The following is a 12,666-nucleotide window of genomic DNA, read 5'->3' on the forward strand; positions in this document are numbered from 1 at the left end:
AAAACTGAGCCACAGTGTGCTTATCAGTGAGGGCGATATTTATCATATGCACTTTACTAGGCTCTGTTGCAAGATTACCGCAGTGTTCAGGAGTCTTTGGCTGCGTTTATTGATTGCCAGGCTTGATGAATTTCAGCAAGCAACATATTCGAGTGAGCTAATAAGTCCTCATCGTTATTCAAATTGGCTTTTAAAAGTATGTTTTGAATGTAATCGTATATTTTCAGTAAATTCTCGGCAATTTCACCGCCTTGATCTTTGTTAAGACTGGTTTTTAATCCTTCTACTATACTAATCGCCTTGCCTATGTGCTCTCCTTTATCCTTAATCTGGTTTCTTTGAATATTTCCCTGAGCTGTCGCAATGTGTGATCGGGCTCCTTGCAGCAATAAATCAATAAGCTCATGAGGTGATGCTGTATCAACACGAGTTTGTAACTCTATTGATTTGTATTGATTTGAAATGTGCATGTATGGATTTTTCATGGGTTCAATCTCATTTTATTTTTAATTGCGGTAAATTCGCCAATTGTTGCGTCAAATATCCGCTGGTATTTTGTAGCTGGGTCAGCAGCTGATCCAGTGCAGTGAACTGTCTGAAATATCGTGCTTCAATAGAGGCGCTTCTTAAGTCTATTGCCTCTTGGGATTTGCCCAGTTGTTTCACTTGATTGTTTAATTGTTCTGCTCTGATGTTCAAGTCTCCATCCGTGTTCATATAGGAGTCTATGAAAGAATTCATCAACACCGCAATGCCGTCGCTCACTACTACCTTGCCACGAGATCCAGCAGAACCTGAAAGAACATTTAATTGCAATCCATCTAGCGCTCCTGAGCCTTTTAAAGTGAGACCATCTGAAGAAGTTGCTGTAAGTGAACCAATGGTTCCTGACATGCTCAGACCAGCAGTAAATTCTGTCAAAGCAACGTCATAACTTCCTGCTTTAACTTTTGTATTTACTGATTTGATTCTGATGTTGGTATCGGTAGCTGTGGCTGTTTTAGCAAATAATGCTCCAATTTCTTTATAATTATCATCCAAAGCTTTTTTAGATTTCGTTTGATTAATCTCTAACAAGCCCTGTTTGTTGGTGGTAATTCCCAAATCAGCTAAGGACTTAATGGGGCTATCGCCATTGGCAATAGGACTAGTTGCCCATTTGTTAAGATTTAGTTTTAAATTTCGAAACTGGGGATCGCCCTGAAATACGCCGCTTTGTTTCGTTGTTGCGTTATAACCGGTTAAGTTGGTCAGGAATGTCATGGTATCGTTGTATTGTTTCACAAACTCGTTCATCAAGCTGCTTAACTGATCCTTATTATCATCAATATTCAGGGTGATGATTTTACCGACTTCGGCTTTTTTAAGGGTAATGGTTGCTCCTGAAATTGCATCTTGTAATTGATTGCTGCTTTGGCTAAGTAATACGCCATTAATTTTTACACTACTGTTTTGAGCAGCAATAGTCTCGGATAAGTTATTTACCCCGGTTGTCGGGTCGTAATTTAACGAGGTTATTCCTCCGCTGATTTTCATGGCAAAATCTTCGCCTGATTTTGATGAGGTAATCGTTAATCGAGATCCCAGATTGTCTTTGACTATAGCTGCGGTAACGTCAGTAGAGGCATTATTTATCGCATCTCTGACAGCGACAAGACTATCACTACCCGGAGCGATTGTGACCGTAACAGGGGTAGTTGTTGCATTGGGAGTAAATACTGTCTTGTCACCGTTGTATGTTCCAAAGTTTATGGTCATGGTGCCGCTGCCGGTATTGGTCATGTAGCCACTAGCCAGGCTTTGTTGCTGAGCCATTTTCTGTACTTCAACTTGATAAGTACCTTTAACCGCTTGGGAGGTTATCGACGTTGAAAAATAATCAGTGTCGCTCATGGAAAATTTCATGGTGTAAAACTGATTAAGATCAGATAATTTGGTCAACGTGGATTGTAAATTCGATAAGTAACTTTTCAATTGCCCTATAGCGGACAATTCAGTATTGACGTTATTGAGTTGTTTGTCTTTTCGAACTTGTGCAGGAGTAATCTCTGCCTTAACTAGGGCATCTACCAAGGTTTTGACATCTAACCCTGATCCTACGCCTGGAGATGATAAACTCATGATGTTCCCTTATTCAAGTTAATCTGAACTGTCCCATTGATTAAGCCACATCAAACAGGTCCATTTATTAAACGTGCTTATCTATAGAACCACTAATTATTTCATCAAGCAAACTTAATAAATGCAAGTATTCATCAGATGGCATTTTACGTATCACTTTGTCCGAAAGCTTATCGGATACTATAGTCTGGATAAGTCCAGTTGCTTCATCCAGTGTTTGTCTGGTTTCAGCGTCCAACATTGTCTGTACGGGTTTGTTTTGTCCGGCTTTAATGACTTCATCAACCCCGTGAATAAATTCACTTTGGTTGATTTGATTTACTGAAGGTACTGATTCAATCTTCATTTTACTACTCCTTCATACCCATACTACTTACTGGGTATAAACAAACCGAGGTGTAGCAAACGCTACACCTCGGTTGTTACATCTTACCTACCTAACAGTGAGAGAACAGATTGTGGCATGCTATTAGCCTGTGCCAACATTGCTGTACCAGCCTGTTGCAGGATTTGGTTCTTGGTCAAGTTAGCCATTTCAGCAGCGTAGTCAGCATCCATAACCCGGCTGCGTGCAGCGGATAAGTTGTCTGATACGTTTTGCAAGTTAGCTATGGTAGAATCAAATCGGTTTTGCAACGCACCCATACTGGCTCGGTTAGCGTTTACACTGTTAAGAGCAGAGTCGATACGTTTGATTGCAGTTTGTGCGCCATCAGCAGTACTGACGTCCAGTGAGTCGATACCAAGAGTATCTTTGGCAATTGCGGCACTCAAACCTACAGTTGCAACAGTACCACCAATAGCCAGAGAATCGGTTGCACTGATAGACAAAGTTCCTCTCAGTACGCCGTCAAAGTCACCGCCAGTAACAGTAATACCGTCAGTACCTGCAGTAAAACCAGTACCACTCTCAGTTACAGTAATGTTACGGCCATCAGCAGCGGATAATGTTAAGTCACCACCGTTCAGGGTTGCAATAACGCCTGTTTGATCGCTTACACCGTTAATGGCATCACGTAGTGTAGAGTTAGTCATTGCTGTAGCAACGTCTTGACCCGTAAATACTGCAACACCGTTGATTGTGAGGTTATAAGTATCGGCAGCAGTACCACCAATAGCACCCACAGTTTGAGTTCCAGTTGTATTCGCTACTACGGAAAGTCCGGCAATACCTGCATCATTAATTGCTGCTGCTTTGGCATAAGCGGATGTACCGTCTTGACCGTTAAGAGATCCTGCAAATCCAGCTGATGAGTTGATGCTGGTAGCAGAACCGCCACCTACAGCGATAGTAATGTCGGTAGCTGCTGCTGCAGATACTTCAGTACCTGTTTCAGTTGCGATACCGCCAATAGCAGACGATTTAACGCTACTAATACTAAAGTTAATGGTTTGGTTGGCGTTAGCACCTACTTGGAAGCTGGCATTGGTGAATGAACCGTCCAGAATTCTTTGTCCGTTAAACTCAGTATTATTAGAAATACGGTCTAACTCGCTTTGTAATTGAGATACCTCACTCTGAATTGACTCACGGTCAGATGAGTTGTTGGTGGAGTTAGCTGCCTGAACGGACAACTCTCTCATACGTTGCAAAATATTGGTTGTTTCTTGCATCGCACCTTCTGCTACCTGAGCCAGAGAGATACCGTCATTAGCGTTTCGTACTGCCTGATTCATACCACGAATCTGTGCAGTCATACGCTGAGAAATTGCCAAACCCGCAGCATCATCTTTCGCACTGTTGATACGAAAACCTGATGATAAACGTTGAATGGATGTTTGCATTGCGTTACCTGATACACCCAGATTTCGTTGGGCTGTGAGCGACGCTACGTTTGTATTGATTACTTGAGCCATGATTGTAGTCTCCTCAGACCTGAATCCTTTTTAGATTGTTCGATAAATTCATTTTATTTTTTGAAGAATTTACCGTACCCACTTTTGTTATCGGAACGGTACAGAAAAACTTTAGTGTATTTAGTGCATTTTTTTGAAAACAACGAAAAAATACTTAGTTAAATTAATGCATTACGATTTTTGTCGCTGAAGAATAAAGTGCATAATGGTACATTTTTGCTGTTTTATTAAGTGGATTTAAATGTTTAATAATGAGAAAATGCAGCTTGTTTATGTTTTGTGTATAATATTAACCGATTCACTATATAGGTTCTGACTTATGAGCTGGTTTAAAAAACTGTTACCCTCCCGTATTCGTACTGAAACATCACAAAAAAAGGGAGTTCCAGAGGGATTGTGGGTTAAATGTTCGGGTTGCAATGAAGTTCTTTACAGTACTGAGTTGGCAAAAAATCTCATGGTTTGCCCATCATGTAATTTTCACCACCGAATTTCAGCGCGAACTCGAATTGCTCAATTTCTTGATGAGTCCGGTCAGGAAGAGATTGCCGCTCAGCTTGAACCGCAAGACAGGTTAAAATTTAGAGACTCAAAAAAATACAAAGACAGAATTTCGCAAGCCCAAAAGGCAACAGGTGAAAAAGAGGCTCTTGTTGTGGTTAAGGGAACCTTAGCGCAACAGCCCGTCGTGGTCAGCTCTTTTGAATTCAATTTTATGGGTGGTTCAATGGGGGCAACCGTTGGCGAAAAATTCGTGCGGGCTGTGGATATCGCAACCCGAGAAAGGCGTCCCTACATTTGTTTCACAGCAAGCGGTGGTGCGCGCATGCAAGAGGGTCTGTTCTCTTTGATGCAAATGGCGAAAACTTCTGCAGCATTAGCCAAGTTTGCTGAAACAGGATTACCTTTTATTGTGGTCCTGACTGATCCTACAATGGGCGGTGTTTCAGCAAGTTTTGCCAGTCTTGGTGACATCATCATCGCAGAACCAAATGCTTTAATCGGTTTCGCAGGCCCAAGAGTTATTGAGCAAACCGTAAGACAAACCCTGCCAGAAGGGTTCCAGCGCAGCGAGTTTTTGCTGGAGCATGGGCATATAGATATGATCGTTGAAAGAAAAAATCTGCGCTCTACTGTTGCAGAGCTCGTGGCCAAACTGACAGGTAAAAATACAGGGAGTCATTTTGCATAATCCTTTAAGCGAGTGGGATTTAAACCACTGGCTTACCAGTCTGGAGTCTCGGTACACCCGAGAAATCCAGCTGGGACTGACTCGCATTGAATCAGTGGCAAAAAAACTGCGTCTTCTTGTCTCTGAGGCTAAAATAATTACCGTTGCAGGTACTAACGGTAAAGGTTCTACCGTACGTGCTCTTGAAACCATCTATCATACTGCCGGATATAAAGTAGGTGCATACACTTCACCACATCTTGTTCGTTTTAATGAGCGAATAAGAGTGAACATGAAGTCTGTATCTGATGACGATTTGTGTTGTGCTTTTTGCGCCGTTGAGGAAGGGCGAGGACAAGTTGAACTGACCTATTTTGAAATGACAACTTTAGCAGCGTTATGGCACTTTAAAAGACAAAAGCTTGATGTGCTGATTATGGAAGTAGGCTTGGGCGGTCGCTTGGATGCCACGAATATCCTTGATGCGGATCTGGCGATTATAACAACCATAGATTATGACCATCAAGAATTTTTAGGCACTACTTTAGATGCCATAGGATATGAAAAAGCAGGTATTTTGCGCCATAAAAAACCGTTTGTTTACGCTGACGAACAACCACCAGTAAGCATCCTCAAGCGTGCAGATGAGATCGGTTGCTCGGGTTTTTTGTATAATGAACATTATTCCTATCAAGTGCATCAATCTCATTGGACTCATCATTTTTCTGGAAGAGTAATTGATCAATTGCCTGTACCTCAAATTCAGCTTAAATCAGCATCTGCGGCCCTTACCGCTTCTCTTTTGCTGGGGCATGAGTTACCTGTTGTAAATGAACATTACCGGCTTGCAATGAAGAGCATTTTTTTGCCTGGTAGATTACAACTAATTAAATTCAATAATCGCCAAATTTTGTTTGACGTATCTCATAATCCCCAAGCTGCGAGGCTCCTGGCAGCACGAATTAAGCAAATGAGAATTAACGGAAGAGTGCATGCAATTTTCTCTGCATTGAAGGATAAAGATATTTCTGGTTTAATTGTACCTTTAGGTGATTGTATTAATATTTGGTATCCTGCACAATTGGATAATAAACGTGCTGCAAGCAGTGAGTTATTGATGACCGAATTTAAAAATGCAGCACTGAATGTGGATTTTTGTTATACTGATCCGGTTCTCGCCTTTGAACATGCGTTAAGTCAGTCTGATTCAGATGACTTAATCGTTGTTTACGGGTCATTTTTTACGGTTAGTCAGGTAATGGCTGCCCAACATCATATTTTGGAGCAGAAGGAGATACAATGAAACTCGTAATGGATGAGAAACTGAAACATCGTTTAATTGGTCTGGCAGTTATTATTTCATTAGGAGCTATTTTTGCCCCTGCTGTTTTAAAAAAATCCAGTCAAAATATTGAAAAAAATTATAACGTTCACGTCAAGTTACCACCTAAACCGTTAGCTCCTGAAGTAATTTCTGCAAACGAAGAGGACGTGTTCAAAACAATCAAGATTGCAAAAGTTAAAATTCCTCCGGTTTCAGCAGAAAATCATTTATCGGATCTTGTCCGAGCAGAGCCTATAAAATCGGATTTGGTTGTGTCGAAAAAAGAACGTTCTGTCGCCAAGGCTGAATCAATTACTAAACCAGAACGAGTTCAAATTGCCTTAAACCAAGCCGCCAGTTCAACAGCAAAACAGACTATAAAAAAACAAACAGTAACCAAACAACCCGTTATTGCCGCTGTGAAACAAAGAAAGCATCCTGTCGTTGCTGTTTCCCGATATAATCCCGTTGCAAAACGAGGAACCTCTGTTTCTGTTGTCAAACCAAAACTCGCAGCCATTAATAAAAAAGACGTTTATGCGCTGCAATTGGCTTCATTTTCACAAGTAACGAATGCCCAGTCTTTAGTTAATCGCCTACGCAGTAAGGGATATAAAGCAAATTTTGTGAAGATTGCAAACCGAAATGGGGCTATCTATAAAGTGTACGTTGGACATTCACCTCGTAAACTTGACGTGATGAAATTAAAGAATCAATTAGCGAGTGCCATGCAGTTGAATGGCTTTATTGTAAATACCGGAGTTAGTTAACTATGCCTTTTCAATGGGTTGATATTGCCATTATTTCCGTAATTGCCTTATCGGTATTGACCGGCTTGTTTCGTGGTTTTGTAAAAGAGCTTGTAGCCTTGTGTGTCTGGATTTTATCCATTTGGTTAGGAATGAACTATTCGCAAAATCTGGATCCTTGGCTTCAATCCTACATACAGGATCAATCAGCTCGAACTGCGGTTGCGTTTATCATTATCATGTTTGCTACTTTATTCGCCGGTGGTGTGGTTAATGCCATTCTTAGCTTTATTTTAAAACGAGCCGGTTTAAGTGGTACAGATCGAACTTTGGGCATGGGTTTTGGATTTGTACGTGGCGTTTTTATTGTGGCCTTACTTATGGTTGCAGTAAAGCTGACTTCTTTGCCTTATCAACAGTATTCTAATGATTCAAAGCTATATGCCCATTTCGATCCTTTGGTTTCTTTACTCTCTTCGCACATACCTGAGTTTATCCAACAGGTTAAAACCGTTGATAAAACTGAGAATATTATTGATACAATGCCCACTGTTTAATGTATTCATAAACGCTTTGCGGTAGGGCATTAGTTACGTCTTGTTTATTTCTTAATTTATTGCGCACATCGGTAGACGAAATTGGATAGTTGCCCGCATCAAAAAAACAAATCGTACCTGCTTTAGTGTTTAATAAGGCGTCTTTGCTGTCATTCCGATGTTGTATCATAAATGGATTTAATTCTTCAGGTATAGCAGTTTGTTTGCAGTGATTTCTGTTTATTACCAGTATATTTGCCAGAGTAAGAATTTGTGTCCATTGATGCCATTGGGGTAAGGAAATAAAAGAATCGTATCCTAAAATCAGAGTAATTGATGCATTTTGATGTTCTTTTCTAAAACTCTTCAGGGTTTCAACCATATAAGATGGTGAATTACGTTTGATTTCTCTTAAATCAACAGAAAAATCAGGGCGGTTTTTTAAAGCCAACCGCAGCATTTCTATTCTTTGTTCGTTACTTGCATGAGCGGGCGGCTTAAGTGCTGGTATTTTGCAAGGAAGGTAGCAAAATGAATCAAAATGAAAATTGTTTTGTATGGTGATACCCGTTTGAATGTGTCCATTATGAACCGGATCAAAGGTTCCACCAAAGATAGCTAAACTGTACATTGTTTTCCTAAACTAAGCGCCAGGGTCAGTTTCTCTAAAGAATTCCATGTCTGGTTATTGATACTGGATTTAATTTGCTCATCAATAGCTTTGCAGTAATAAAGTAATCGTCGTAAATAGGGCTCATCAAATCGCTTGCTGGCTACTTGGTAAAAATTAACTTTTTGCGGCCATATTTTCAATTCACTGCATGCATTTTGCAGGGGTGTTCCTATACGAGTCTTAAAGCTCAGTTGGAGTAACTGACGCACCTCTTGAGTAAGCATCCATAAAACCAGAGTTGGTTCAGATTTATTGTTGGCTGATTGTCTTAAGATGTGTATGGCTTTGTCTGCTTGTCCCAGAAGACAGGCATCTACCAGTTCATAGAGCGAGTGTTCGGATTGATCAAACAAATGTTCCGATACCATTTGAGGCGTCATTTGACTGCCCTCTGGATAACACAAAGCCAGTTTCTCAATGACTTGAGCGCAAGCAAGCATATTTCCTTGAGTATACTGAATAATTAAATCGGTAATTTCAGACTTTGCATTTAAATTATTTAATTTAAACTGGGATTGAATCCAGCCTTTTAATGCCTCAGTACTGAGTGGGTAAGCTACAATGACTACAACTTCTTGATGATTGGATAACCAGGTTAATTGTTTTGATGGAACATTTGGCGCTCTAATCACTATGAAACAACGAGAATTAATCGATTTAAGGTACTCTCCCAGAATTTTCTTTCCAGCAGCATCTATTGATTTTTTATCATAAAGAATATTAAGTAGAAGGGTGTCAGCAAATAAAGAGTAGCTGTTTGCCTCTTCTATAACTTCATTCCAGTCTTCTGAGTTTTGAACTGAAATCATCTTTTCATCGCAGTCATATGTCTTTTTGATTGCGGATCTGATGTTACGCACTGAGTCGTCAATGAGATAATTATCCTGGCCAGTTACAACGAAAACAGGCGCAATTTTTTTTTGGATTTGTTGCATCAGTGCTTGATATTTAATTTGCATGATCGCTTCTCTTTAGTGTTCAGCCTATCCGTATTGGTCATTCTGCAATCTGAATACTGATCTTAGGTAGACGTTTTGTTTGTTTACTACAGCCGATTGAAATTTAAATGAACTATCAATGTCATCCCAAATGTTTAGAGAGATCTCCACGTTGTATCATGGTGCCATTCCTTTGAGATTCTCTGTATGCATCAAATGGCGGTTATTTATAGTTTAATCGACTGTAGTGATGTAACTTTGTTTAAAATGGCATAAACCTTTTACGAAAATCAATAAGGATATAATCGTAGAGCCATTCAATAAATTAATTGATTATTTGTGGCTAATCCGGTTGAGAATCTGAATTACGGTATCCTGATGCATTTCGCTTAATAAAATGTTCTCTTCCTCATTAGAGCCAAGAATTCTATTATTATTTACCGTAAGTTGTCTAGTGACCGTGATTTGTTTTGGTGTTTTGATCACTTGGCCTGTGGGTGTTTGTAGTGAAAACACGGTGGTCATTATTAACTGATATTGCCTAGGAGTTGTACTTGCCCCTATGCTGATGATCTGCTGATGTACATTAGATTTGTTGATAATCAGCCAGTATTTTGCTTTAGAGGGATCAGGATTTACATCAATTTTGTACCCTTCCAACTGGGTTTTCATTTTACTAATCAGGTCTTTATCTCCATCCCTGGAGATAATAGATACGTTGTTTAACCACTCAGGGATTTCAATAATCCCTCGTAGATGAAATCCGCAAGCAGATAACAGAACGCATAAAAGCAAACTGAGCAGGTATCTCGCTTTCATTAACCTACGACCAGATTGATTAATTGCCTGTGTGCCACTACTATTGCTTTTTTGACAGTCACCTGTTCAAGAAAGCTGCTGGCATGTTGTTTGGCTTTTTCTATCAACTCTTCTTCCGTAGCTTCGGCACTAGCGGTAAATTGAGCTCTCAACTTTCCGTTCACCTGAACAACATAATCAACTTCATCTGTCTTTAGGGCACTTTTGTCAACTTTAGGCCATGGTGCGTCAATTATGGCTTTTTCAAAGCCTAGCTGTTGCCAGATGTGATGACAAATATGAGGCGTAATGGGTGCCAGTAGTTTGAGTAAGATGCTCATACACGAATGAATAAAAAACTTGTCTTCTTCAGTTTGTATGTCATAACTGGACATTTCATTAAATAATTTCATACATCCGGAAACAACAGTGTTAAATTGGTTCCTTTCGTAGTCATTATTCGCCTGAGCCAGGATCTGGTGCACTACATGCCGTGATTTTTTTAGACGGGTTTCGGTATTTTGCCAATCTACGGTACCGTTACCACTTAAAATAATGTCATTGATATCCACAAACAAGTTTACATGTTGGTGTGCAAAAGCCCATACTCTCTTAAGAAAACGGTGTGCGCCTTCAACAGCTGTATCTGACCATTCCAATGATTGTTCGGGTGGTGCAGCAAACATGACAAAAAGTCGAGCGGTGTCTGCGCCATAAGTATTAATCAGGTGGTTAGGATCAACCACGTTACCAACCGACTTGGACATTTTTTGACCGTCTTTTAAGACCATTCCTTGGGTTAATAGGGCTTTAAAAGGTTCATCGGAATTGACTAATCCTTCATCTCGCATTAGTTTATGGAAAAAACGAGCATAAAGAAGATGCATCACCGCATGCTCTATACCACCGATGTATTGGTCAACAGGAGTCCAGTATTTAGCCCGGTCATCTAACATCGCACTTTCCTGACCTTTACACGCAAAGCGTGCATAATACCAAGAGGATTCGATAAACGTGTCAAAGGTATCTGTTTCTCGCATAGCATCCTGGCCACATTTGGGACAGAGTACGTTGACAAAATCAGAGCACTGAGCCAAGGGTGAGCCTGCACCGGTGATCTCAACATTTTCCGGTAAGGTGACCGGAAGCTCTTCATCTGGAACAGGAACGATACCGCACTGTTCGCAAAGTATCATAGGAATGGGGGTACCCCAATATCTTTGTCGTGAAACTCCCCAGTCTCTTAGTCTGTAATTAATGGTGGCTTTACCGGCCTCATGAGTTTCCAGGTATTGAGTTATCAGTTCTACAGCTTTGGTCGAGTGCAAGGTATTGAACTCGCCGGAATTGATTAATGTACCTTCGCCCGTATATGCAGACTGTGAAAAATCATGGGATTTGCCATCCTCAGGTTTGATCACTTCCTTGACTGGCAATTGGTATTTATGAGCAAACTCCCAATCACGCTGATCATGGGCCGGAACAGCCATTACCGCTCCAGAGCCGTACTGCATCAGAACAAAGTTGGCAACCCAGACAGGTATGTCTTCTCCTGTGACAGGATGAACTGCAGTCATGCCTGTATTTACGCCTCGTTTTTCCATGGTTGCCAGTTCTGCTTCGGCCATTTTTGTGCCCTGACAACTGTCAAGAAATGCTTTAACCTCTGGATTATGAATTGCTGCTTCTTTGGCTAACGGATGATCAGTAGCAACAGCAAGATAGGTCGTTCCCATCAGGGTATCTGGTCTGGTTGTATAGATTTTCAGGCGTTTGGGATAATTATTGACGTTAAAATAGATTTCAGTTCCAATGGATTTACCTATCCAGTTACGCTGCATCTGTTTTACCTGTGCAGGCCACTCATCAAGTGTTTCAAGCGAGCTTAATAGTTCATCCGCATAAGCTGTGATTTTAATAAACCACTGTGATATTTCTTTACGCTCAACCAATGCGCCGGATCTCCAGCCTCGCCCATCAACAACTTGTTCATTAGCAAGTACCGTCTGATCAACCGGATCCCAGTTGACTACGGCATTTTTTTTGTAGACCAGTCCTTTTTCAAACAAACGAATAAAAAACCATTGTTCCCAACGATAATACTCAGGATCGCAGGTGGTCAATTCACGCTTCCAGTCATAGGCATTACCTAAGCGGAGAAACTGTTCTTTCATTGCTGCAATATTTTTTTTGGTCCATACTGCTGGAGCAATTTTATTTTTAATTGCTGCATTTTCAGCAGGAAGACCAAAAGCATCCCAACCAATGGGTTGCAGAACATTTTTACCAAGAGCTCTTTGGTAGCGAGCTATTACATCTCCCAAGGTATAATTACGGACGTGCCCCATATGCAGGGTTCCGCTGGGATAGGGAAACATAGACAAACAGTAAAATTTTTCTTTGTTTAAGTCTTCGGTTACGTTAAAGCATTGTTTTTTATGCCAATATTGTTGAGCTTGTTCTTCAACTTCTTGGGGTTTATAGGTATTTTCCATAGTC

At 40.6% G+C, this 12,666-nt stretch carries 12 protein-coding genes; 4 read left to right on the forward strand and 8 right to left on the reverse strand.

Going from position 1 to position 12,666, the window contains the following annotated elements:
• Positions 1-86 precede the first annotated feature (86 nt).
• From fliS to Lwor_RS01700, 4 genes are all read right to left on the reverse strand, one after another.
• Positions 87-485, reverse strand: coding sequence for a flagellar export chaperone FliS (gene fliS / locus Lwor_RS01685; RefSeq protein WP_058492149.1), 399 nt, complete (start codon positions 483-485; stop codon positions 87-89).
• A gap of 10 nt (positions 486-495) precedes the next feature.
• The gene (gene fliD, locus Lwor_RS01690) at positions 496-2,121 is read right to left on the reverse strand and encodes a flagellar filament capping protein FliD (protein WP_058492150.1); all 1,626 of its coding nucleotides are present in this window, start codon (positions 2,119-2,121) and stop codon (positions 496-498) included.
• A gap of 67 nt (positions 2,122-2,188) precedes the next feature.
• Positions 2,189-2,467, reverse strand: a complete 279-nt coding sequence (locus tag Lwor_RS01695) for a flagellar protein FlaG (protein WP_058492151.1) — start codon at positions 2,465-2,467, stop codon at positions 2,189-2,191.
• Positions 2,468-2,550: 83 nt separating this feature from the next.
• A complete protein-coding gene (locus Lwor_RS01700) occupies positions 2,551-3,978 on the reverse strand; it encodes a flagellin N-terminal helical domain-containing protein (protein WP_058492152.1) in 1,428 nt (475 codons plus the stop codon).
• A 319-nt stretch (positions 3,979-4,297) separates the two neighbouring features.
• Here Lwor_RS01700 and accD point away from each other — a divergent pair, with 319 nt between their 5' ends.
• From accD to Lwor_RS01720, 4 genes are read left to right on the forward strand one after another with little or no spacing between them, the layout of a single operon-like run.
• Positions 4,298-5,170 (forward strand): acetyl-CoA carboxylase, carboxyltransferase subunit beta, encoded by an 873-nt coding sequence (gene accD, locus Lwor_RS01705; protein ID WP_058492153.1) that lies wholly within the window; start codon positions 4,298-4,300, stop codon positions 5,168-5,170.
• Positions 5,163-6,452: a bifunctional tetrahydrofolate synthase/dihydrofolate synthase gene (folC, locus tag Lwor_RS01710; RefSeq protein ID WP_058492154.1), complete on the forward strand. Its 1,290-nt coding sequence runs from the start codon at positions 5,163-5,165 to the stop codon at positions 6,450-6,452. The genes accD and folC overlap by 8 nt, the downstream gene beginning before the upstream one ends.
• Positions 6,449-7,243, forward strand: coding sequence for an SPOR domain-containing protein (locus Lwor_RS01715; RefSeq protein WP_058492155.1), 795 nt, complete (start codon positions 6,449-6,451; stop codon positions 7,241-7,243). The genes folC and Lwor_RS01715 overlap by 4 nt, the downstream gene beginning before the upstream one ends.
• Before the next feature lie 2 nt (positions 7,244-7,245).
• Positions 7,246-7,779, forward strand: a complete 534-nt coding sequence (locus Lwor_RS01720; RefSeq protein WP_058492156.1) for a CvpA family protein — start codon at positions 7,246-7,248, stop codon at positions 7,777-7,779.
• Here Lwor_RS01720 and nadD read toward each other — a convergent pair.
• The 4 genes from nadD to leuS all read right to left on the reverse strand — a co-directional run bounded on the left by nadD (position 7,754) and on the right by leuS (position 12,662).
• Complete coding sequence (nadD, locus tag Lwor_RS01725; RefSeq protein WP_058492157.1) at positions 7,754-8,389, reverse strand: nicotinate-nucleotide adenylyltransferase; 636 nt, start codon at positions 8,387-8,389, stop codon at positions 7,754-7,756. The two genes, Lwor_RS01720 and nadD, sit on opposite strands and share 26 nt — an antisense overlap.
• Positions 8,377-9,390: a DNA polymerase III subunit delta gene (holA, locus tag Lwor_RS01730; protein WP_058492158.1), complete on the reverse strand. Its 1,014-nt coding sequence runs from the start codon at positions 9,388-9,390 to the stop codon at positions 8,377-8,379. Before holA ends, nadD begins: the two co-directional genes overlap by 13 nt.
• Positions 9,391-9,702: 312 nt before the next feature.
• On the reverse strand, positions 9,703-10,188 hold the full coding sequence (locus Lwor_RS01735; RefSeq protein WP_058492159.1) for an LPS-assembly lipoprotein LptE: 486 nt from the start codon (positions 10,186-10,188) through the stop codon (positions 9,703-9,705).
• On the reverse strand, positions 10,188-12,662 hold the full coding sequence (gene leuS / locus Lwor_RS01740; protein ID WP_058492160.1) for a leucine--tRNA ligase: 2,475 nt from the start codon (positions 12,660-12,662) through the stop codon (positions 10,188-10,190). Before leuS ends, Lwor_RS01735 begins: the two co-directional genes overlap by 1 nt.
• Positions 12,663-12,666 lie beyond the last annotated feature (4 nt).

The sequence above is a fragment of the Legionella worsleiensis genome (assembly GCF_001467535.1).
Classification (GTDB): Bacteria; Pseudomonadota; Gammaproteobacteria; order Legionellales; family Legionellaceae; genus Legionella; species Legionella worsleiensis.